General features: G+C 64.4%; 19 protein-coding genes. 8 read left to right on the plus strand and 11 right to left on the minus strand.

Features of this window, described 5'->3' with window-relative positions; genetic code table 11:
* Nucleotides 1–23 precede the first annotated feature (23 nt).
* Both H6955_13980 and H6955_13985 read right to left on the minus strand, forming a co-directional pair.
* The gene (locus H6955_13980; GenBank protein MCP5314662.1) at nucleotides 24–602 is read right to left on the minus strand and encodes an aminodeoxychorismate/anthranilate synthase component II; all 579 of its coding nucleotides are present in this window, start codon (nucleotides 600–602) and stop codon (nucleotides 24–26) included.
* A gap of 479 nt (nucleotides 603–1,081) precedes the next feature.
* Nucleotides 1,082–1,612, minus strand: coding sequence for a PEP-CTERM sorting domain-containing protein (locus H6955_13985; GenBank protein ID MCP5314663.1), 531 nt, complete (start codon nucleotides 1,610–1,612; stop codon nucleotides 1,082–1,084).
* A gap of 778 nt (nucleotides 1,613–2,390) precedes the next feature.
* Here H6955_13985 and H6955_13990 point away from each other — a divergent pair.
* The gene (locus H6955_13990) at nucleotides 2,391–5,309 is read left to right on the plus strand and encodes a hypothetical protein (GenBank protein MCP5314664.1); all 2,919 of its coding nucleotides are present in this window, start codon (nucleotides 2,391–2,393) and stop codon (nucleotides 5,307–5,309) included.
* A 202-nt stretch (nucleotides 5,310–5,511) separates the two neighbouring features.
* Here the strand turns inward: H6955_13990 and H6955_13995 are convergent, their stop codons facing one another.
* Nucleotides 5,512–7,008, minus strand: a complete 1,497-nt coding sequence (locus H6955_13995; GenBank protein ID MCP5314665.1) for an anthranilate synthase component I — start codon at nucleotides 7,006–7,008, stop codon at nucleotides 5,512–5,514.
* Nucleotides 7,009–7,363: 355 nt separating this feature from the next.
* Between H6955_13995 and H6955_14000 the strand changes: the two genes are divergently transcribed.
* Complete coding sequence (locus H6955_14000; GenBank protein MCP5314666.1) at nucleotides 7,364–7,702, plus strand: sulfur globule protein CV1; 339 nt, start codon at nucleotides 7,364–7,366, stop codon at nucleotides 7,700–7,702.
* Nucleotides 7,703–7,805: 103 nt separating this feature from the next.
* Here H6955_14000 and H6955_14005 read toward each other — a convergent pair whose 3' ends face one another.
* Complete coding sequence (locus tag H6955_14005) at nucleotides 7,806–8,498, minus strand: phosphoglycolate phosphatase (protein ID MCP5314667.1); 693 nt, start codon at nucleotides 8,496–8,498, stop codon at nucleotides 7,806–7,808.
* On the minus strand, nucleotides 8,495–9,184 hold the full coding sequence (gene rpe / locus H6955_14010; protein MCP5314668.1) for a ribulose-phosphate 3-epimerase: 690 nt from the start codon (nucleotides 9,182–9,184) through the stop codon (nucleotides 8,495–8,497). Before rpe ends, H6955_14005 begins: the two co-directional genes overlap by 4 nt.
* Before the next feature lie 268 nt (nucleotides 9,185–9,452).
* Between rpe and H6955_14015 the strand changes: the two genes are divergently transcribed.
* Nucleotides 9,453–10,238 carry a DUF3530 family protein gene (locus H6955_14015; GenBank protein MCP5314669.1) on the plus strand — a complete coding sequence of 262 codons (786 nt, stop codon included), beginning with the start codon at nucleotides 9,453–9,455 and terminating at the stop codon, nucleotides 10,236–10,238.
* A 9-nt stretch (nucleotides 10,239–10,247) separates the two neighbouring features.
* Here H6955_14015 and H6955_14020 read toward each other — a convergent pair whose 3' ends face one another.
* The 3 genes from H6955_14020 to H6955_14030 all read right to left on the minus strand — a co-directional run bounded on the left by H6955_14020 (nucleotide 10,248) and on the right by H6955_14030 (nucleotide 14,931).
* The gene (locus H6955_14020; protein MCP5314670.1) at nucleotides 10,248–10,823 is read right to left on the minus strand and encodes an SPOR domain-containing protein; all 576 of its coding nucleotides are present in this window, start codon (nucleotides 10,821–10,823) and stop codon (nucleotides 10,248–10,250) included.
* 78 nt (nucleotides 10,824–10,901) lie between these two features.
* Entirely contained in the window at nucleotides 10,902–12,662 is a 1,761-nt protein-coding gene (locus H6955_14025) for an arginine--tRNA ligase (protein MCP5314671.1), read from the minus strand.
* Between the two features lie 73 nt (nucleotides 12,663–12,735).
* Nucleotides 12,736–14,931, minus strand: a complete 2,196-nt coding sequence (locus H6955_14030) for a primosomal protein N' (protein ID MCP5314672.1) — start codon at nucleotides 14,929–14,931, stop codon at nucleotides 12,736–12,738.
* 523 nt (nucleotides 14,932–15,454) lie between these two features.
* Between H6955_14030 and H6955_14035 the strand changes: the two genes are divergently transcribed.
* A complete protein-coding gene (locus H6955_14035; protein ID MCP5314673.1) occupies nucleotides 15,455–16,054 on the plus strand; it encodes an HNH endonuclease in 600 nt (199 codons plus the stop codon).
* A 13-nt stretch (nucleotides 16,055–16,067) separates the two neighbouring features.
* Here the strand turns inward: H6955_14035 and H6955_14040 are convergent, their stop codons facing one another.
* Complete coding sequence (locus H6955_14040) at nucleotides 16,068–16,505, minus strand: cytochrome c (GenBank protein ID MCP5314674.1); 438 nt, start codon at nucleotides 16,503–16,505, stop codon at nucleotides 16,068–16,070.
* A 130-nt stretch (nucleotides 16,506–16,635) separates the two neighbouring features.
* Here H6955_14040 and H6955_14045 point away from each other — a divergent pair, with 130 nt between their 5' ends.
* Entirely contained in the window at nucleotides 16,636–17,685 is a 1,050-nt protein-coding gene (locus tag H6955_14045; protein ID MCP5314675.1) for a fructosamine kinase family protein, read from the plus strand.
* Nucleotides 17,686–17,704: 19 nt separating this feature from the next.
* Here H6955_14045 and H6955_14050 read toward each other — a convergent pair whose 3' ends face one another.
* Entirely contained in the window at nucleotides 17,705–18,358 is a 654-nt protein-coding gene (locus H6955_14050) for an alpha/beta fold hydrolase (GenBank protein ID MCP5314676.1), read from the minus strand.
* Nucleotides 18,355–18,831, minus strand: a complete 477-nt coding sequence (locus H6955_14055; GenBank protein MCP5314677.1) for a DUF4124 domain-containing protein — start codon at nucleotides 18,829–18,831, stop codon at nucleotides 18,355–18,357. The genes H6955_14050 and H6955_14055 overlap by 4 nt, the downstream gene beginning before the upstream one ends.
* 101 nt (nucleotides 18,832–18,932) lie before the next feature.
* Here H6955_14055 and H6955_14060 point away from each other — a divergent pair, with 101 nt between their 5' ends.
* From H6955_14060 to rimK, 3 genes are read left to right on the plus strand one after another with little or no spacing between them, the layout of a single operon-like run.
* Nucleotides 18,933–21,218, plus strand: a complete 2,286-nt coding sequence (locus tag H6955_14060) for a mechanosensitive ion channel family protein (protein ID MCP5314678.1) — start codon at nucleotides 18,933–18,935, stop codon at nucleotides 21,216–21,218.
* A gap of 14 nt (nucleotides 21,219–21,232) precedes the next feature.
* Complete coding sequence (locus H6955_14065; protein MCP5314679.1) at nucleotides 21,233–21,664, plus strand: ATP-dependent zinc protease; 432 nt, start codon at nucleotides 21,233–21,235, stop codon at nucleotides 21,662–21,664.
* Between the two features lie 5 nt (nucleotides 21,665–21,669).
* The gene (rimK, locus tag H6955_14070) at nucleotides 21,670–22,575 is read left to right on the plus strand and encodes a 30S ribosomal protein S6--L-glutamate ligase (protein MCP5314680.1); all 906 of its coding nucleotides are present in this window, start codon (nucleotides 21,670–21,672) and stop codon (nucleotides 22,573–22,575) included.
* Nucleotide 22,576: the final 1 nt, after the last annotated feature.

Consider the following 22,576-nt stretch of genomic DNA (forward strand, 5'->3'; position numbering starts at 1 on the left):
CGTACGCCCCCCTGCTGCTCGCCTCAGCGTCCGTCGAGGAAATTCTTCAACATCCGGTGCCCGTGTTCGGTGAGGATCGACTCGGGATGAAACTGCACGCCCTGGATGTCGAGCTCCCGGTGTCTGACCCCCATGATCTCGTCTATTCCGCCGTCGTGCTCGGTCCAGGCGGTGACCTCGAGGCAGTCCGGCAGGGTCGCCCGATCGATCACCAGCGAGTGGTAGCGGGTCGCCTCGAACGGATTCGGCAGATCGGAGAACACCCCGACCGAGCGGTGGTGGATCGGCGAGGTCTTGCCATGCATCACCTCGCGCGCATGCACGATATGGCCACCGAAAGCCTGCCCGATCGCCTGGTGGCCGAGGCATACGCCGAGGATCGGCAACTTGCCGGCGAACGCCTTGATCGCGGCGACCGATACCCCGGCCTGGTCCGGCGTGCAGGGTCCCGGCGAAATCACCAGCTGCCTCGGCTGCAGCGCCGCGATCCCGGCGACGTCAATCTCGTCGTTGCGCACGACTTTCACCTCGGCACCGAGCTCACCGAAATATTGCACGATGTTGAACGTGAAGGAGTCGTAGTTATCGATCATCAACAGCATAGGGGACCTGGCATCTCGGTTTCGCTGGCTTCGACGGGCCATGGGCCGACCATCCCGAGCACAGAAGGGGGCCGCAGTCGCGGTCGAACCCCCGTGGCTCGCGTCAAGCCGGTGATTGTCGCTCAGAATGGGTCGCGACTGTAGCCGCGAAGCCGTCGAAATTGTCCGAGCGGGTCTCGTCGCTGGGCGGCCGCGGAAGACCCTGCGCGATCGATGGGCGCCCGGACAGTAGCAATACCAGCCGAACCGCCCTCACCGTACCGCAGCGGCGATGTAACAGCGCGATGGAACGCATCGCATCATTAATGCAGGGGGGGCGCCCCGAAAAGAGGCGTCGTCGGGTCCGTCGAACCGCGACACGCATCCGCGAGTGGATGCGACAGGGTGCTGCGCGCCGCGAGGGCGCGACAGCCGAACACTTCACTGCAACAGGGGCCCCACCCGAGGTGCGGCCCCGTATCGCCTACAACCGTCCCGGCTCAGCGGGTCTGCAATTTGCGCAGACCGAATCCGAGCAGTCCGAGACTCAGCAACGCGAGACTGCCAGGCAGCGGCACCGCGCTGAACTCGACCCTGTCGATGCTTCCGAAATCACCCCCGCTGGCGACCTGGACACCATCCACCGTCAGGGTGTACTCGCCGTCGCCAAAGGCGCAGCAGATACCGTCGCCGAAGTCGTCATAGAGCATGAAGGTGTAGTGGCCAACATCGATATCCCAGACGAACTGCCAGGGTCCGGGGGCTTCACCGAGAAAATCGCCAGGGAGGACGTACCCGTCGCCGAAACCGATCGGCGAACTGGCTGCCACGTCATAGGCGTAGCCACTCAGCGCAAGACCGGCATTGGCGAGATAATCCGCCTCGCTGGGCGCCGTCGCGGCGTCCCACAGCCCGAATGCCGTCTCCTCGGGGAAGGCGTCGAAAGTGATATCGAGGACGATCTGGCTTGCCAGACCCGAACCCGAAAAGGCGGCCAGCACCAGGCCGGCCAGGAATGTTTTGATTTTCATGTTTTACATCTCCGTCTCAGCAACCTATGCCTGTCGGACGACTCGCAAGTTTCGCGCCACAAACAGGTTACTTAGTTATTACATGCAGTTAAATGGACACGCCTGAAAGGCACCAGAACAATTGTAAATAAAGCTGACAATCGGTGTCGTATCGACAGGTCCGCGAATCGGGGATACAGCATCCACGCGACTCCCTCATCGCTTCATCAGAGCCGCAGTAGGGCAATCGACCACGATCCAGGCAGTCGCTGTCGGCGGGCTGGCCGGTCGAGATATATATCGCCCTTTCGCGCGTTTCGCCCCAGCGCGACATTAAGCCACCGCCGGCGCCCGGGCATTGCGTACACCCCGACGATACACCTGGACCGGTGCTATGGGCGCATTCTACGCAGTGCTGTTGCGCCGGCCTTTAATGTGGATCAATCGATTCACAGGGTTTCGTTCGTCGACGCGGCGCTCACGACGCGGTCGTTTGATGCAGGTCAAAATACGCAACCGCACCGCGCCGGCACCCGGGCCTAGCATGAAGATATAGAACTAAATAAAGCCGAGCCTACCTACATACTGAGATACACAAGCCGGCAAACAGTCGGCAACCGACATACATTCCGTCGTGTGGATTCTCAATGACGAAAATAGAGTCGCTGTTTATATATTTCATTAACGAGTTTCGAATTCCGGCACACCGCAGTCAAAGTGCCGCTATAAACGGGTCGCCACCGCAAGCCGTTGTGGCCCGGCCTCCGACCCAAGAAGTTGACTCAAGGAGGAACCTACAATGATGTACCTCAAACGAACGCTCACACCCCTGGCGGCGTGCGTGCTCGCGGCATCGGCCGGCATAGCGGCCGCCGCGGAACCCGAGATCGTCGCCAGCGACATCTGGCTGAGGAAGGTTATCTACAACCCCTACTTCAATCCACTCGCCGAGGATCAGTCGCTGATCGTCGCCAACCCCGACAGTCCCAGCGGCATCTTCCTCAAGAACGTCTCGCACAACCCGGAATATGCCAGTGCGAAGGCGAAGATGAATGCCGCGACCATCTATGTCCCGGCGCAGAAGGCCGACGGTACGGCGCTCAATGACCGCGACCCGGCGGACCCGAGTCTGTGCCTGGTCGGCGATCTGGTCGCCGATGCGGATGGCACGGCCGACGACAACGTCTGCCAGGTCCAGCCCATCGTGGTTTCCTACGAGGAGGAAGTGGAGCCCTACGGCGTATCGGACGTCTTCCTCGCGGTCTCGCTGGACGACGGCGCGACCTACAAACGCTACAACCTGTCCAAGACCGGCGACCGCAGCTCGTTCTCCACCGAGGACGGCGAAACCAAGTACGGCGACTCGCGCAAACCGGTCCAGCAGGTGAAAGGCAACTTCATCGCCGTATCCTGGACCGACAAATTCTGCTCGACCGGCCGACCGGCCTACGCGGAGTGCACCCTGGATGCGAACGGTGACCCGATCGTGGACGCCGATGACAAATGCATCGCGCCGGTCTATCCGGACCTGTACGGTGTGGCCGGCAGCCAGGGCTCGATCGACTACGATGCCGATCCCGAGTACCAGGACCTCGGTCTGGGCGAGGTGCCCTACAGCTGCGTCTGGGCTTCCCGGGCGACCATGAACAAGCTGGGTTACATGGATCCGAAGGGCGCACCGGTCGTGCAGCTCTACAAGTCCGAGCGCCTCACATCGGGTAGCCGCGACGCCCTGCAGATCTTCATGGGCGGTGGCGGTGGTGCCGGCTTTGCGATGGCCTGGCAGGAAGACCCCGACGGACTGCGTCTCGGCAGTGCCGCGGGACCGGGCGACGGCGGCTCCGGTGCCACGACCAACAACCAGACCGACGTCTGGTACAGCTGGGTAGGCTGGGGTCAGAAGTTCTCCGCGATCGATACCGCCGACGTACCGAGTGGCGATCCTCAGGACACCAACGAGGACGGCACACCGCGCGTACGCGCCCTGTATCCGTTCTCGGTACCGGTACGGATCACCGACAACGCGGCCTGCAACGAAGACAACTACCTGTCTCCGGGGCGCCCGTGGTGCGCCTACGACTTCGACCAGGACGCCGAGGGTAAAGCGGACTATTGCGATCACTTCGTGACGGTCGACGACAAGAACGTCTGCGTCGCCAGCGACGGACGGCTGCTCAACGGCGACACCGGCGCTTCGCGGCCGAACCTGTTCCTGCAGCCCTATACCGACGCCGCGGGCAATACCGCCGGTGCCTGGGCGATCCTCGCCTACGAGGAGACCAAGGGGCTGGGCGAATTCGTGCCTGACTACTGCGATGGTCAGATCGCGGATGCGGACCAGGAGGCCTGTGAGTTCTTTGCGCTGTTCCAGGGCAAAGACGTCTACTACCACAGCTTCGACTTCAAGAAGCCCGAGACCATCGCCGCGGGTCTGCGTGTCAACGGCCCGTATCGGGATCCGGACGGTCATAGCTATTGGCTCGACGATACCGTGGCGCTTCCTTACACGCCCGCACAATCGCTCGCGAACCTGTACCCGGCCGATTCGCGGTACGTGACCGAGAATGCCCGGCGCATTCGCTTCATGCTGCAAGGTGCCGGCATGGTGCCGACCACTGCGAGCACCGGCCGTACACCACTGCTGGCGCTGTGGAAACAGGGCATCGAGGGCAAGGGCGGTCCTTCCGACATCATGCTCGCCCGCATGAGCGCGCCGCTCGGCTCGCTGCCGGCTGACGACGGCTACAACCCGAAACTCAACCCCTATGCAGCGAGCAACTTCACCTGCACGGCATACGATGGCGTGAACGATCCGGCGACCTGTCTGGCCGGCCGCGTGACCAACATGAGTGCGGTGACGGTGGAGGGGACGGACGAGGACACCGAAGGCGGCGTGCCGAAGGTGACCGAATGGAGTTGGAGCCTGTCCAACCTGCTCGACGAGTCCTATGCGAATCCCTACGACAACGCGATCGCGCACCGTGGACAGATCCGCGGTGGCTTCGTCGTCATGGGTTATTCATGGACGCCGAACTGGGCCGCTGCGCGTAACGCCAACGATGTGTACAACTTCTATGTCAGGCGTTCGTTCGATGGCGGCCAGACCTGGACCACCGATCCGCGGGCGAAGGTGCTGACTCAGCACTGCCAGCGTGTCGGCGACATCCAGGGTGAAGGTGCCGAACTCGAATGCACCGACTACGCCGCCGGCGTCCCGGAACCGCCGCGCAACGTCAGCCTGTTGAAAAACACCAAGTACACCGTGGCCGAACCGCGCGTCGTGTCACCGCCGGGTACCATCAAGGCCTGCGTGGACCGTCGCGGGGCTGCCGCTCCGTGCCTGCGTGAAGACAAGCTCGCGCCGAACGTCGTGTTCATCTCCTATGGCACGGCGGTCAACGCGGACGAGAACGTCAACACCGACCTGTCGGATGACGAGGACGAACCGATCGGTCGGCCAGCGGACCTCTTCTATGCCCGCAGTACCAACTACGGTACGACGTTCGAATACTCGGCGTATGGCGTGCTGCCTGAGGACGGCTACGAGCCGGTCGATCACAGCGACCCCGAGGTCATCTGGGATTGGACCGCGCTCGCCAAGGACAGCGGTGGGGTGTTCTCGCAACAGGGCGAGGCACAGCTGCGCTCGACCCCGGCCGGCAACTACTTCTATGCCTGCTGGCTGGAAGAAGACGAGGCCGGAGACGCCGCTGAGTGAAGCCATCGTCTGGGCAACCGCAACGGTTGCCCAGGGTGACAGCTAGCCAGGGGGGTGGACCTTCCCGTCCACCTCCCTGTTTTCTCCGGCGCATCGGCGCGGAGATCCATCGACCATCGCGGAATTGCCGCGCGTGTGAACGGCCTCGACGGCGGGACACCCAGCGAACAGGCGGCGGCTGCGCGGTCGCAGCGCCGCGCGCTCAATCCTCGTCGTCGCAGGGATAGCGATCGATGCCGGCCTCGGCGAGCGCGACCGCACGGAACATCGCCCTGCCCTTGTTCATTGTCTCCTCCCATTCGAGCTGGGGCACCGAATCGGCGACGATCCCGGCCCCGGCCTGAATGTGCAGCTGACCGTCTTTGACCACCGCGGTGCGGATCGCGATCGCGGTATCCATATTGCCGTTCCACGACAGGTAGCCGACCGCACCCGAGTAGACCCCGCGCTTGACCGGCTCGAGTTCGTCGATGATCTCCATCGCGCGAATCTTCGGCGCCCCGGAAACGGTACCGGCCGGGAAGGTCGCACGCAGCACATCGATCGCGCTCAACCCGGTGCGCAGCCGACCGACGACATTCGACACGATATGCATCACGTGCGAATAGCGCTCGACGACCATCTTGTCGGTCAGGCGCACACTACCGACCTCGGCGACCCGGCCGGTATCGTTGCGCCCGAGGTCGATCAGCATCAGGTGCTCGGCCAATTCCTTCGGATCGGCCAGCAGCTCGGCCTCCAATGCACGGTCTTCCTGCTCGCTGCGCCCACGCCGGCGGGTGCCGGCGATCGGTCGCACCGTGACCTCGCCGTCTTCGACACGCACCAGGATCTCCGGCGAGGAGCCGACGATCTGGAAATCGCCGAGATCGAGGAAGTACATATACGGCGACGGGTTGAGACCGCGCAGCGCGCGGTACAGATCGAGCGGCCGGGCACCGAACGGGATCGACAACCGTTGCGAGACCACCACCTGCATGCAGTCGCCATCCAGTATGTACTGCTTGATGCGCTCGACCGCGCGCTTGAACCCGGCCTCGGTGAAGCCGGAAACGAAGTCGGCCTCATCGACTGTCCGCCGGTGCGTCGAACGGTGCCGCGGTGCGCCCTGTTGCACCCGCTCGACCAATTCGCCGATGCGTGCCAAGGCCTGGTCGAGCGTTTCTCCACGGGTGGTATCGGCATGCACAATCAGGTACATGCGCCCGCTCAGGTTGTCGAAGACGACGACCTCGTCGGCGACCATCAGCAGGATGTCCGGACAGCCGAGCGGGTCCGGCTTGTCGGCGTTGCGCAGGCGCGGCTCTATGTACGCGATGGTGTCGTAGCCGAAGTACCCGACCAGTCCGCCGCTGAAGCGCGGCAGCTGATCGAGCTCAGGTACGCGATGGCGCTGCCTGAACGACTCGACGAACTGCAACGGGTCGTCGACGGTGGCCCGCTCCACCTCGCTGCCGGCATCGTGCACCGTCACCTGGTTGCCGACGACCCGCAGGATGGTCCGACAAGGCAGGCCGATGATGGAGTAGCGACCCCACTTTTCGCCGCCCTGAACCGACTCGAACAGGAACCCGTAGGGCCCGTCGACAAGCTTCAGATAGACGCTAAGCGGGGTATCGAGGTCGGCGAGGACCTCGCAGACCACGGGAATGCGGTTGTAGCCCTGGTCGACCAGGGCGGCGAATTGCTCGGGGGTCATTGTTCACTCCACACAAATAGACGGCAGGACAGGGCACGGCGAACTCAGCGCCGCCATCGCGGGCCTGCGGAGTGTGTCCTGATGTGTGCGAGATAGGTCATCGGTACGCAGTGTCGGTAGGCGCAAGGCCGATAACAGTAGCCAAAAAAACCTTTATCGCCAAGGCCACCCTGCCCGAGGTTTCCGCCGGGCGGCACCGGGCTCCCGCATACGCAAATTCTATATTGACATTTTAGCATTTGCTTATATACTTCAACTCAACGGCAGCTGTATCGCCTCACCGCCGAGACCGGCGGGAAACCAGACCAAACCAAGGGGCCTGCGGGTTCCAGAAAAGCAAACTCGGAGAAACGACATGAAAAAGATCATCGCTATCGCTGCCATCCTCGCTGCCACCCAGGCCTCCGCTTGGTGGGGTAATGGCTACGACAACAGCTACAACAACGGCTATGGCGCCGGCAACGGCTACACCAACGGCGTGTTCGACGGTACCGGCGACGCCGCTGGCGAAGGCACCTTCAGCATGAACTTCTCGGGTCGTGGCCACACCAACATGCGCGGCTACGGCAACGGCTACGGCTACGGCGACGGCTGGGGCCGCGGCTACAACTACCAGCAGCCGTTCTACGGTTATGGCCCGTACGGCTACGCACCGGTTCCGCCGGTTGCCCCGCAGGTCGAAGCCGCAGAGTAATGACTCCGCGCTGACCGGCCGCACGGCCAGCAAAAACCCCGCACCGAGGTGCGGGGTTTTTGCGTTCATACACCCGGTGGGCGGCGCGACCGGGTCGGAAACCTCAGACCAGGTCTCTCAATTCGGCCATCGAGTCGATCACCGCGTCCGGGGCGTAGCGGCGGATGTCCTCGCCATGGTTATAGCCATAGCTCATGCAGACGATCTGGAAACCGGCCGCCCTTGCCGCCGTGACGTCACTCTTGGAATCGCCCAGCATCAATGCATCGTCCGGGCTGACACCGAAATGGCGCGCGGCGTGCAGCAACGGACCCGGGTCCGGTTTTTTCACCGGCAGGGTATCGCCGGAGACCACGATGCCGAATGCATCGTGCACCCCCAGGTCCTTGAGCAAGGGGATCGTGAACTGGGCCGCCTTGTTGGTGACGCAGCCCAATCGATAACCCTGGGCCCGCAGGTAGTCGAGTCCCTCACGGACGCCCGGGTAGAGGCACGAGCGCTTCGACGTATTCTCGGCATACAACTCGAGGAACAACGGATAGGCGCGTGCAAACTCCTGTTCGTCGGGCTCGCCGTCAAGCTGTCCGAGCAACGCCCGTTTGACCAGGCGTTCCACGCCGTTGCCGACCCAGTTGCGCACTGCGGCCTCGCCACAAGGCGCGCGTCCCAGGCGTTTCATCATCTCGTCGACGCAATACGCCAGATCCGGCACGCTGTCGACCAGGGTGCCGTCGACGTCGATCAGCACCATCTTGGGCCTTTTCAGGACCGCGGACTGCGTCGACACCTGGGTCATCCCGCCTTCGCCAGTTCGCCGCGCATCTCCGCGATGACGCTGTCGTACCGATTGGGATCGGAATCCTTGCCTTTGCCGAAGATCCCTGAACCGGAGACGAAGGTGTCCGCACCCGCGGCCGCGATCTCGCGGATATTGTCGGCCTTGACGCCGCCGTCGATCTCCAGGCGGATGTCCCGTCCCGAGGCCTTGATGAGGTCGCGCGTCTGACGCAGCTTGTCGAGCGCCGAGGGGATGAAGCTCTGGCCACCGAAGCCCGGGTTCACCGACATCAGCAGGATCATGTCGATCTTGTCCATCACATATTCCAGATGGCTCAGCGGCGTCGCCGGGTTGAACACCAGACCGGCCTTGCAACCTTCGGACTTGATCAACTGCAGGGTGCGATCGATGTGCTCGGAGGCCTCCGGGTGGAAAGTGATGTAGGTCGCGCCTGCGGCCGCAAAATCACCGACGATCCGGTCGACCGGGCTGACCATCAGGTGCACGTCGATCGGCGCAGTGATACCGTGCTTGCGCAACGCCTCGCAGACCAGCGGGCCGATCGTCAGATTCGGTACGTAGTGGTTGTCCATCACGTCGAAATGAATGAAATCGGCACCCGCCGCCAGCACCTTGTCGCATTCTTCGCCCAGTTTCGCGAAGTCCGCGGAAAGAATGGACGGTGCGATCGCGTAATCGGCCATGTCGTCACTCCCAAGCCGGTCAACCGGCGCTAAAATTCTGCTGAACGCCCCGGTTAACCGGGCCCCAAGATACGTTGTTTCGATTCGGCATCGCGCGCGCCCGGGATGGCACGCGGCACGCAACCGTCAATACTGCAGGTTGCGGGACCTGAATGTCCGTGCGCCGCCGCTCGCCCCGGAGAGACCGGGATTTACCGACTTCGGGCCCGCCGGATCGATTCGGACGGCAGACTTTACCGGAAAGCCCATCGCTTTGCAGCCCACAGGCATGAGAGACATTGCTTTGGCCAGCGCCCTCGCGCTGTGTGTGTTCGCGCCCGGCGACGCGGCAGGCGATCTGCTTGCCGATCAGCGTCTGGCCGCATCCTGGGCCGCCGCCGGCGACCTGCGCGGCGAGCGGATCGAGCTGAACGACGACGGCGGCACCTTCTTCGCATTACACGCGCCGAGCGACCTTCCGGAAGTACGCGGCGCGGTCGTGATACTGCACGACCAGGGCACCAATGCCGACAGTCACGAAGTGGTGCAGCCGCTGCGCCTGGGACTGCCCGGCGGTGGATGGGAGACACTGTCGTTGCAACTGCCCTCGGTGCCCGAACGCGCGCGGCGTGCGGACTGGCTGGGGACACATGCGGTGATCAGCGGGCGGCTGCAGGCGGGTCTCGATTGGCTGCGCGGGCGGGACCTGAAGCGGCTGGTGGTGATCGGCGTCGGCGACAGCGGACCGGTCGCTGTGCAGTTCCTCGCGGACAAGGGCAGCTCGGATCTGCTCGGTGTGGTGCTGGTCAGCTCGGCGATCACCGAGGACAGCGCCGTCGGCGGCCTCGCGGTACTGCGTACCCTGCAGCAGCCGGTGCTGGACCTGTATGCGGCAAATGACGTCGCGACAGTCGACGACAACGCGGATGCGCGGCGGCGGGCCGGCGCGCAAATGCCCGCCGGCAATTTCCGCCAGGTCGCAGTGGCCGGCGCCCGTGCGGGATTCGTCGGCGTGCAGGAGCAGTTGGTGGCCACCGTACGTGCCTGGCTGGCGGCGCACAGCGCAGGCCGCTAGGCGCCCGATTCAACCGCCCCCGACCCGGATCACGATGCCCTTGAAGCCATTGTCGGCGAGCCGTCGGCGCGCGCTGTTGAGCGCCTGCGTCCCGGCATAGGGGCCGGACCGGACGCGGTACCTTGCATCCTGTGGGTTCAGCTGTGCGCGCACGACCTCGGCCTCGAAACCGAGCAGGGCCAGCTGCGCCTTGAGGCGGTCGGCATCCTGCGCCCGGCGGAAGGACCCGACCTGGAGCAGGTAGACCTCGGCCACTGCCGGACTGCGTTCGGGTGCGCGCGCCGGGCGGTCGATCTCTTCGTCGGGAACCACGACCTCCATCTTCGGCAGTTCGCTGTAGAAGTCGAAACGTGGTTTCGGCGGTGGCGGGGTTTCCACGACCTTCGCGGCCGCCGCCTTGCCCTGCGGCGGCCGATCGGGCTTGGCGCCCACCCAGTCACCGCCCGCGTCCAGCGACTGCCCCTTGAGCCAGACGAGGCCGACGATCATGCCGCCCAGCAGCAGGCCGGTCAGCAGCCACAACCAGCCGGGCAGCGGCTTTTTCTGCGGTTTCTTGTGCGCGCGGTGTTTGTAGTCTCGAGGCACAGCGGTTTCAGCTCGCGTCACAGCGATCGACGGCGGGGTCCTTCTTGGGAACGGATTTTAACCCGTCAGGACGACCTGTCACATCTGCTCGGGCGCCGAGACGCCGAGCAGATTCAATCCATTGCGCAGCACCTCCCGGGTCGCCAGGATCAGTTTGATGCGCGCGTCACGCAATGCCGCGTCGTCGACCAGGAACTGATGGGCGTTGTAGTAGGTGTGGAAGGCGTTTGCCAACTCACGCAGGTAGTTGGTCAACTGATGCGGTTCTTCGTTGCTCGCGGCCGATTCGACGACCTCGGGGTAACGAGACAGGGCCTTCAACAGATCGAGCTCGTGGCTCTCGACCAGCTGCTCGAGGTTTGCGGCGCCTTCGCTCGGCGCAACGTCGATCAGGCGTTCCGCGGCCTGCCGCAACACCGCGTGAATGCGCGCATGCGCGTACTGCACGTAGTACACCGGGTTGTCACTGGACTGCGATTTTGCGAGATCCAGGTCGAAATCCATGTGTTGCTCGCATTTCCGCATCACGTAGAAGAAACGCGCCGCATCGCGGCCGACTTCCTTGCGCAACTCCCGCAAGGTGACGAACTCGCCGGAGCGCGTCGACATCTGCACCTTCTCGCCGCCCCGGTACAGGACCGCAAACTGCACCAACAGTACATCCAGTTTCGACGCATCCGCCCCGGTCGCCTGCAGGGCCGCCTTGACCCGCGGAATATAACCGTGGTGATCGGCGCCCCAGATGTCGATCACCCGGTCGAAACCCCGCTCGAGCTTGTCCATGTGGTATGCGATATCCGACGCGAAATAGGTCGTCTGGCCGTTGTCGCGCACCACGACGCGGTCCTTTTCGTCGCCAAAATCGGTGGACCGGAACCACCAGGCACCGGCTTTTTCATACAGGTGACCGGAGGCACGCAGGCGGTCGATGGCCTTGTTCACCGCGCCGGACTCGGTCAGCGAACGTTCCGAGTACCACTCCTGGTAGTCGACGCCGAACAGGCTCAGGTCGTCACGGATATCGTCGAGGATCACGTTCAGGCCGAGCTCGAATACGAAGCGGTAGCGATTGTCGCCGAGCAGGGCCTTGGCCCGCGCGATCAATCCGTCGATATGCGATTCCTTGTCGCCGCCGGCCGGCGCATCGAGCGGCACGCCCTCGAACACCTCGGCAGCGATATGCCGGTAGGCGTCGCCATGGTCGCGGTGCAGCGTCGCAGCGATGTCCCAGACGTAGTCGCCCTTGTAGCCGTTGCTGGGAAAGTCCAGCGCCTCGCCACACAACTCGAGATAACGCAACCATACCGAGGTCGCGAGGATATCCATCTGCCGCCCGGCGTCGTTGACGTAGTACTCGCGGTGCACCCGATAGCCGACGGCGTCGAGCAGATCGGCAACCACCGCGCCGTAGGCGGCACCGCGGCCGTGCCCGACGTGCAGGGGCCCGGTCGGGTTGGCGGACACGAATTCCACCTGGACACGTCTGCCGGCACCAAGTTCGCTGCGGCCAAAGGAGTGGCCCTGTTCGAGGATCTCGGGAATCAGCAGCCGATACGCGGCGTCAGCCAGCCGGAAATTGATGAACCCCGGCCCGGCGATGTCGACCGCCGAGACCATCGCCGACAACGGGAGCGCCGCAACGAGGCGCTCGGCAAGGTCACGCGGGCGCATCTTCGCCGCCTTGCTGTTGACCAGGGCGGCGTTGGTGGCGAAGTCTCCGTGCGCGGGATCGCGGGTGCGTTCGATCACCGGTGTCTGGATGTCGGCGGCCGCGAGCACCTGCTCGGCGACGAGTTGCTCGAGGGCCTGCGACACCAGGACGGCGATTTGCGATTTCATGCTGGGCGTTCGCGCGAATGAAGGGCGCACGAGGATACCAGGAACCCGACCGCTGCGGCAGACGCGGCCGTGCTCAGTACAGGTCGATCGGATCGACGTCGAGACTCCAGCGTGCGCGGCGCGCCGCCGGAAGACGGCTCAGGTAGGCGGGCAACGGGTCGAGCATTCTGTGCAAAGCATCACGCTGCGCGGCCTGAAACAGCAGGTGCACCCGGTGCAGCCCGGCGCGCCGCGTCATCGGCGCAGGCACCGGACCCCAGATCTCGACACCGTCGACCGCGTGCGATCTCGCCCATTCGGCGATCTCGTCGAGCAGGCTCCGCGCCTGCTCGATGTGCGGCGCCTCGGCGCGCAGCATCGCCTGGTGACTGTACGGCGGCAACTGTGATGCGCGGCGTTCTGCCAGCGCCTGATGCGCGAACGCGGGATAACCGTGGCGCACGAGGGTCTGCAGCAGGGGGTGATCGGGGAACCGTGTCTGGATCAACACCCGGCCTGCGCGTTCCCCGCGCCCCGCGCGACCGGCGACCTGGACCAGCAACTGCGCCAGGCGTTCGGTGCTGCGGAAATCGGCACTGTACAGACCCCCATCGATGTCCAGCACACCGACCAGCGTGACCCGCGGAAAATGGTGACCCTTGGCCAGCATCTGGGTCCCCACCAACAGCGCGGCCTCGGCGTCGTGCAGCCGCTGCAGCTGCTGTTCGAGACTCCCCTTGCGGGCCGTCGCATCGCGGTCCAGGCGGATCAGCGGATAGCCGGCAAAGCGCTTGGCGAGAAAGCCCTCCAGGCGCTCGGTACCCTGGCCGAGCGGATGCAGGTCGTTCGCGCCGCATTCAGGGCAGGTGCGAGGCACAGGCCGTTGCGCACCGCAGTGATGGCACCACAACTGGCCAGTCGCCTGATGCACCGTCTGGCGCGCATCGCAACGTGGGCAATCGGACAACCAGCCGCAGCTGAAACAACTGAGCACCGGTGCAAATCCGCGCCGATTGAGAAACAGGATCACCTGTTCACCGCGCTGCAGCGTCGTCGCGACCCGCTCGAGCAACGGCTCGCTGACGCCGCAATGCAGTGGCTGGTCACGCAGGTCGAGCAGGTCGATTCGCGGACTGCGCGCACCGCCTGCACGGCGCTCCAGTCGCATGTGCCGATAACGCCCCGCCTCGGCATTGCGCAGACTTTCCAACGACGGGGTCGCTGAACCCAGCACCAGCGGACAGTTGGCTCGCTGGGCACGGACCACGGCGAGATCACGCGCCGAATAACGCAGACCCTCGGTCTGCTTGAACGAAGGATCATGCTCCTCGTCGACGATGATCAGTCCCAGGTCGGCGATCGGCGTGAACACCGACGACCGTGTGCCCAACATCACACGCGCGGCGCCCCGCCGCATGCGCTGCCATGCCAGCTCGCGCGGCTTCTCCGCCAATCCGGAATGGGTGACGCAGACGGTGTCTCCCAGGCGCCGGTGAAAACGGCGCAGCAACTGTGGCGTCAACGAGATCTCGGGCACCAGCACCAGCACCGAGGCGCCACGCCGGATCACGGTCGCCGCCAGCTCCAGATACACCTCGGTCTTGCCACTCCCGGTCACGCCGTCTGCCAAGGTGACCGAAAACCGGCCGAGGTCAGCGGAGACCGCGGCGACGATCGCGGCCTGTTCGCCGTTCAGCGTGTGTCTGGCGGCACTTGTGGTCGGCCCGGCGACAGGCTGCTCCACGCTGACGGCCTCGATCCAACCCTTGTCGCGCAAGGCCCGCGTTGTGTCGGCACTGTGCGGCGCGCTGCGCAGCGCGTCACGCGTCGCGATACCGCCAGGGCGCCCCGCGAACCAACGCAGCAAAGCAGCCTGGCGTGGCGCGCGCGGCGGCGGATCGGCGAGTTGCGCACGTCCCTTCCCGGTCAACCGCCATCCCGGTTCGCCCGCCGGCAGCACGGGGAGTGCGCGACGCAGACGCGCCGGCAACGCGGCCGCCACCACTTCGCCGATCGGGTAGTGGTAGTAGGCGGCCACCCAGGCGAGGAATTCCAGATCCGCCCCGGCGAACAGCGGCTCACTGTCGAGCACCGTATGCAACGGCTTGAGGCGATGCGGAGCCAATGCACTCGCACCACCTGTGGCAACCACGACACCGACGAGCTGCGAACGACCGAACGGCACCTGCACGCGACCGCCAACAACCGCGGACATCCCATCGGGGATCAGGTAGTCGAACAGCGAATGTAGCGGCGCAGCGACCGCGACCTGTGCGACCTGCCCGCTCATGCGCGCCCGGCGCCGCTCGACATCCGCCGAAGTGGCCCGCCGGCCGCGCGAGGCGGCGCAATGAATACTCGGGCAATCAGTGGCTTAGTGGTCAATGCTGAAATCTGTGGATAACTTTGTGGAAGGACCCTGCGAAACCCATGTTGCGTCGCAACACGCGATCTTCCAGCGGGCCCTGTCGAGGCGACGGAGTCTACCGAAAAATACCAATACATCAAAGTGTTACAAATAATACCGGGGCTCTACCGGGGCCCACCTTAGGAACAACCCTCGGGTTGCCGGGGTGCCCGGGAAGTGTGCATAAGTGAGCGCAGGATTTAGCCCGGCCGTGCGTCCCGCCCGCCGCGTAGCGGTGATATCGCCCGGACCAGCCAGCGGTCGCAGCTGCGTGGGGCCGTGTCGGGCGCGCACCGTCACCCCTGCAATGGTACGCGCAGCGCGCCGCTCTCCGGCCCGCGGGCGGCGCTTGAAATCGCGTCGAGATCTATGCAATAACCGGGCAACCCTCGTGTAGGTGGTGCCTGTGCCGAATCTTACACAGCAGATCCTGCGTACCGACGCGTCCGGAATGCCGTTGGAATGGATTGACTTCCGCGCGGCCGCCAGGCTGCACTTTCTCGACATGGTCGCCTACGTGTGCGGCGAGCCGTTGTTCACACTGCACGGTGGCATCAATGCGCTGACCCGGAGACGCAGCACGATCGAGATCAATTCGATCGTGGCTACCCATGGCAACCACCAGCTGCGCGACAGCTACACGCCCCCGCTGAGCAATCGCACGCTGTTCCAGCGTGACGACCACCTGTGCCTGTACTGCGGCGACCGATTCAGCCAGGGCGCCCTGTCGCGCGACCACGTGACGCCGCTGAGCCAGGGGGGGCAGAACCTCTGGACCAACGTGGTGACCGCCTGCACCCGTTGCAACAACCACAAGGCCGGGCGCACGCCGGAGCAGGCGGGTATGCAGCTGCTGGCGATCCCGTTCGCCCCGACGCACGCCGAATACATCTATCTGCAGGGTCGCCATGTGCTGGCCGACCAGATGGCATTTTTGCGCGCGCATTTTCCGCGTAGCAGTCCGCTGCGGGAACGCATCGGCCATCAACCGCGTGGCACAGTCTGAACCGACACCCGGCCTAGGGGATGTCGACCGGCCAATCGAGGATCATGTCCGTCCCCAGCGGCGCGAAAATGAAGAAGCTCTCGGGCATCTGGTTGATCGGCGGACTGCTCGCGTCGTGGGTGGCGAATGCGACATGCCGAATGTAGGCCAGTGCCTCCTCCAGCCATCGGAGCGGTAGCTTGTCCTCCCACGAGGGCATCGCGTTACGGCCCTTGAGGATGCTGCGCATCAACTCCATGTCGCTCTTCGCGAGCCGGTCACCCATCGCGAACGAGGGCGCCGACGGAAAGAACGCCAGACCGTCAAAGCCGTGACAGCCCGCGCAATAGGTCAGGAATACATACTGGCCAAGCGCCCGTCCGCTCAACTTCCCTGGATCCGGTGGCGCGGCACGACAGTCCAAGGTGCTCAGTAACGCGGCCAGTCCCAGCGTGAAGAGACGCGCAATCATTGCCGGGCATTTCCCCATTCGCACCGCCGCCGACGGCGACAAAATACCCAAACACCTTGTGATGCAGTCTTTGGGCCAACCGGGAACCTGGCGCTAATCATCTGACGCACGGCGAAAAAACGAAAATCCAATGGTTTTCGCGCATTCCCAGATCCGGGCAGGTATTACCGAAAACGGGAAAACACCGGCGTGTGCAGTTTTGCGGGACACGCGCCCGAACGCTTACCCTGTCGGGCGAGAGTGGCCGCCCGCTGCGGCCAACCCCCTTTGTCCGAACACCCGATTGACGAGCACCCGAGCAGTGGATCTTTGGCGCGACATAGCGGATCAGATTGGCCGCGCGACCGGCCGGCCGTTCCAGGCCTCCGCGCCGCGGGCACAAGGCGGCGGATGCATCAACCAGGCGTTCGCCTTGACCGACGGTCATGCGACCTGGTTCGTAAAGACCAACGATGCGACGCGACTGGAGATGTTCGAGGCCGAGGCGGACGGACTCAACGCGTTGGCGGACAGCGCCAGCATCGCCGCACCGCGCGCGCTCTGCACCGGCACCAGCGGCCGTCACAGTTTCATCGTGCTGGAGTTTTTGCGCCTGGGTCGCGGCGACAGCGACGGCTGGAGGACCGCCGGCCGCCAGCTCGCCGAGCTGCACCGGCATCACAACCCGACCTTCGGCTGGCACCGGTCCAATACCATCGGTGCGACCCTGCAGCGCAATGAGCCGGATCCCGACTGGACCGCGTTCTGGCGCGATCGCCGGCTCGGCTTTCAGCTCGAAGAGGCGGCACGCAACGGCCATGGTGGCCGGTTACAGGTGTTGGGCGAACAGCTGCTGGCACGCTTCCCGGCACTGATCGACCACAACCCGCAAGCGTCGCTGCTGCATGGTGACCTTTGGGGAGGCAACATCGGCTTCACCGACTCGGGCGCGCCGGCGATCTACGATCCGGCGACCTACTTCGGAGATCGCGAGGCCGAGTTGGCGATGACCGAGCTGTTCGGCGGATTCAGTGCCGACTTCTATGCCGCCTACCGCGAGGCCTGGCCGATCGATCCGGGGTACCGGGTGCGCAAGACACTCTACAACCTGTATCACGTGCTCAATCATCTGAATCTGTTCGGTGGCGGTTATGGCGGCCAGGCCGAACGGATGATGCAGGAACTGCTCGCGGAATGTTGAGCGGAAAACCCGTGAACGCTCAGTGGCAGAACCGGCCGGTGGCCAGAAAACGCAACACCTGATTCCGCACCGTGCCATTGAACAGCATCAGGTTGTGCGCACTTTCGACGACGACGAAATCACGCATCTCCGGGAGCCGGGTGCCGCGCACCGTGACCACACCGTCGTTTTCGCCGGTCAGCATGCGCGAGAACCAGGGCTGCAGGGATCGGTTGGCCGCTATCACGCCAACCTCTGCGTTTACCGGCTGCAGGCGACGTACTATGCCGTCCGGGCCTGTGCCGAGTTGCTGACCCACTGCACCGGCAAACCAGCGAAACGGCGGCCAATCGCGCAGGCGATCGACGACCTCGCTGCCTTGATTCGGTGGCGCGAGCAATACCACGCGGCTGCCCGTCGGCAGGGCGGCGTCCTGCAGATACCAACGTACCAGGATGGCCCCGAGCGAATGCGCGACCACGTGAATCGGCCGGTCGTGCCTGCAGCGTTCGAAAACCGGCAACAAAAAACGTCTGACCAGACCCTCGACCCCGGCGGCGCGCGTGCGGTAGTGCACGAAGTGCACAGGGTAGCCGGCACGCCGCAGATCGACCGCGAGGAATCCGAGCGACATCGCCGGCAACCCCATGCCGTGTACCAGCACGACATCTCCGGCGTCGCCCGACACCGTCAAGGTGGACTGCCGCACGCCTCGAGATAGGCCGGACGAACACGCGCCTTCTCCGCCTCGCGCTGCTTCTCGTCGAGGTAGTCGCGCCCGCCGTCGTCGCGCTTGAAATAGATCGGTCCGCCGTGATTCAGTCGCTGCCAGTACGCCTGCAACTTGCGGCAGCGGGCTGCATCGGCGGACTTGCGTTCCGCTTCGCGCGTCGCTGCGCGTTCCTTTTTCTCGTGTTCATGCGCATACGCATCCAGCATCCGGCGCTGGCGGGCCTGGCGTTTCGCCAATTCGGCGTCGACAGCCCCGTCAGGGGCGCTGTGATCAAGGTCGACGACACTGGCCCCCTCGGCCGGCGGCCGCTCGCCGTAGTGCACCCGCCCCTGCTCATCGGTCCACCGATATACCTCCGCCACCGCGGGCAAGGGGCTACCGAGGCACACGATGAGCAACAGGTTCTGGAATTGCATGTTTCGCCAGGCACGCATCCGGCTATCATAGCCGCAATCCTTCAACCGACACCGCTAGCCAACAATCGACAGCGGGCGGTTGGGTTCCTCCGTTCAGCCCGACAGGACAAGAAGCCCTTATGAACGCCTGGCTGCGTGCCTCCCGGCTGTTGCTGCTGTGGCTGTGTCTGTCCGCGCCCTTTACCGCGCCGGGCGCGGCGACCGAGAAAGACGATACCGCGACCTGGTCGACCAGCGCCGAGTCGCAAATGAAGCAGATCAACACGCTGATCAAGGACTGGCAACGGGAACCGCCCACCGATCGCGCGTTTGCCCAGGTGCAGCAGGAGATCGCTGCACTGCGTGAGCGTGCAGAACGCTGTGTCAGCGAGTACGAGACGGGCCTCGCCGGCATCCAGCAGAAGATCTCCGCACTGGGCGAGCCGGACAGCAGCGCCGCCGCGGAAGTGCGTGACGCGCTTCGACGTTTCCAGCAACAACAGCAGACGACCGAGCGCCAGTTGGCGGTGTGTCGCCTGATCGAACTGAATGCGCGCGAGACCCGCGACCAGATGCTCAAGCAGCGCCGCCAGATGTTCTCGCGTGCACTTCTGCACCGCGAACGCCCGGTGTGGCAGACGTTTTCCGACATAGTGATCAACGGTCTGCAGACCGAACCGGCCAAGCCCCTGGTATTCGAGCCGTGGCCGGCACTCGGCGTCGGCCTCATATTGCTGTCGCTGTTGTTGCCGGTCGCGCTCATGTTCGGCCAGGTGCTGCGCGAGCAGTTTCCGCTGCCGGGCCCGGACGAGCCCAGCGTGCCGCGGAAACGCAACGTGCTGGCCGACATGTATGGCCGGCGTGCGCCGGCGCTGGTCGTGTTTCTGGCGGTGACCATCTCGCTGTACGTGGGGGGCGCGGCGCCGCTGGCAGGAATAGGCGGCGCGCTGGTGATCTCCGTGATCGTCGCCCCCCTGCTCCAGCTGTTCGTATGCCACGGCAATCTGCAGTGCCCGGAAGGCCTGCCGGCGCGCCTGCTGCTGGTGCTGATCATCGTCGCGATGGCACTGAAGCTGTTCGGCATAGGAGACTACCTCGCCGAGGACGCACTGTTGCTGTTGCGTGCGACGTTCCTGTTCGCCCTCGTCATGGTCGCGCTGTGGCTGGTGCAGAGACTGATTCAGCGCAAGGACCTCGAGACGCTGCGCAGCCTGCGACTGCCGATCGCGATCGCGCTGCTGGCGGGCCCACTCGCTGAATGGCTGGGCTATCTGAACCTCGGCTGGTTTCTGACGCTCGGCGTCTACGGCACCGGGACCGGGCTGCTGCTCAGCTGGTGGCTGCTGACACTGTTCGGCCTGCTGTTCAACGCACTCGGTGACGCCGACAACGAGCTACAGTCGGGGGCGCGTCAATGGCTCGGCTACCGACGCGGCGAACGGGTGCCCGGCCTCAGTGCATTGAAGTGGCTGGTCTGGATTGGCACCTTGATCGCGCTCGGCTACTGGTTGCTGTTCAGCTGGCAGGTGTCGGCATCGGATACCGGTGTGGTCCGCGACCTGTTCACCGACGGTTTCAGCATCGGTGCGGTACGCATCGTACCGGTGAAGCTCATCGCCGCACTGTTCGCATTTCTCGTTCTGCTGACCCTGGCACGTTGGCTGCGCCAACAACTCGGTGAGCGCTGGCTGACCAAGACCACGCTCGACGCCGGCGCCCGGCAATCGGTGGTCGCGTTGACCAGCTATACGATTGTCGGAATCGCGATCATGCTGGCATTGAGCATGGCGGGCCTGGATTTCCAGAACATCGCGATCGTGGCCGGCGCGCTCTCGGTCGGTATCGGTTTTGGCCTGCAGAATATCGTCAACAACTTCGTATCAGGCCTGATCCTGCTGTTCGAGCGCCCGGTACGCCCAGGCGACTGGGTCATCGTCGGCGGCACCGAGGGCTATGTACGCAAGGTCAGCATCCGCTACACGCTGATCCAGACCTTCGACCGCGCCGAGGTCCTGGTACCGAATTCGGAGCTGATATCCAATCAGGTCACCAACCTGATGCTGACGGACACCTTCGGCCGGGTCCGGGTGCCGGTTGGCGTCGCCTATGGTTCAGACACGCGCCAGGTCAGGGACATCCTGCACAGGGTCGCGCGCGAACACCCGATGGTGGTGCTGCACGACCCGCGGGTCGCGTCACCGCTCGTGTACTTCATCGGTTTCGGCGACAGTTCGCTGGACTTCGAACTGCGCTGCTTCATCAGCAATATCGATTACAAGATGTCGGTGCGCAGCGATCTGTTGTTCGCGATCGATGATGCATTTCGCGAAGCCGGTATCGAGATACCGTTCCCGCAAAGGGTGGTCCACATGCAGAAAGATGTCACAGGCGAGGATCCGCGGCCGGAACAGGATAGGATTCAGTGAACAAGGAACACAGCATGCTCGGCTGGCGGGAGTGGCTGGCGCTGCCGGCGTTGGGGATCGCGCGCATCAAGGCGAAGGTGGACACCGGCGCGCGCACCTCCTGTCTGCACGCGTTCTATGTCGAGCAGTACCGCGCCCACGGACGGGACATGGTGCGTTTCGGCGTCCACCCCTTGCAGCGCGAGGTCGACGAGATCGTGCACTGCAAGGCCGAGATCCTGGACCAAAGACAGGTCACGGACTCGGGCGGACATCGTGAACTCCGCCTGGTGATCAATACCCGCATGGTGCTGCTCGACTTCGACGACGACATCGAGCTCACCCTGACCAACCGCGACAGCATGCGCTTTCGCATGTTGCTGGGGCGTACCGCACTGGTTGCAGGGGGATTCTGCGTCGATCCGGCCGCATCCTACCTGTCCGCGCGGGATTCCACGAAAAGGTGAACCTTATGAAAATTGCGATACTTTCCCGCAACCCCAAGCTCTACTCGACGCGCCGCCTGGTCGAAGCCGCACAGCAGCGCGGCCACGAGGTGCGCGTGCTCGACGTGCTGCGTTGCTACATGAACATCACCTCGATGCGCCCGTCGATCCATTACAAGGGCGAAGACCTGACCGGATTCGACGCGGTGATTCCCCGTATCGGCGCCTCGGTGACCTTCTACGGCACCGCGGTGCTGCGCCAGTTCGAGATGATGGGGGTGTACCCGCTGAACGAATCGGTGGCGATCACGCGTTCGCGCGACAAGCTGCGGTCGCTGCAGCTGCTCGCGCGCAAGGGTATCGGCCTGCCGGTCACCGGTTTCGCCCACTCCCCGGACGACGTGCAGGACATGTTGAAGATGGTGGGTGGGGCACCGGCGGTGATCAAACTGCTCGAAGGCACCCAGGGTATCGGCGTGGTACTCGCCGAAACGGAGAAGGCCGCGGAGAGCGTGATCGAGGCGTTCATGGGGCTGAAGGCGAACATCCTGATCCAGGAGTTCATCAAGGAGGCCGGGGGGGCAGATATCCGCTGCCTCGTGGTCGGTGGGAAAGTGGTCGCGGCGATGAAGCGCCAGGGCAAGGAGGGCGAGTTCCGCTCGAACCTGCATCGCGGCGGCAGTGCGACCCTGATCAAGCTCACACCCGAGGAGCGTTCCACCGCCGCACGTGCGGCCGGCATCATGGGCCTGAACGTATGCGGGGTGGATATCCTGCGCTCCAATCATGGCCCGGTCGTGATGGAGGTCAACTCATCACCAGGGCTCGAGGGCATCGAAGGCGCCACGCAGAAAGACATCGCGGGCCTGATCATCCAGTTCATCGAGACGAACCATCAACCGAACAAGACCAGAACCCGCGGGAAGGGCTGAG

The organism is Chromatiaceae bacterium (genome assembly GCA_024235395.1).
Classification (GTDB): domain Bacteria; phylum Pseudomonadota; class Gammaproteobacteria; order Chromatiales; family Chromatiaceae; genus Thiosocius.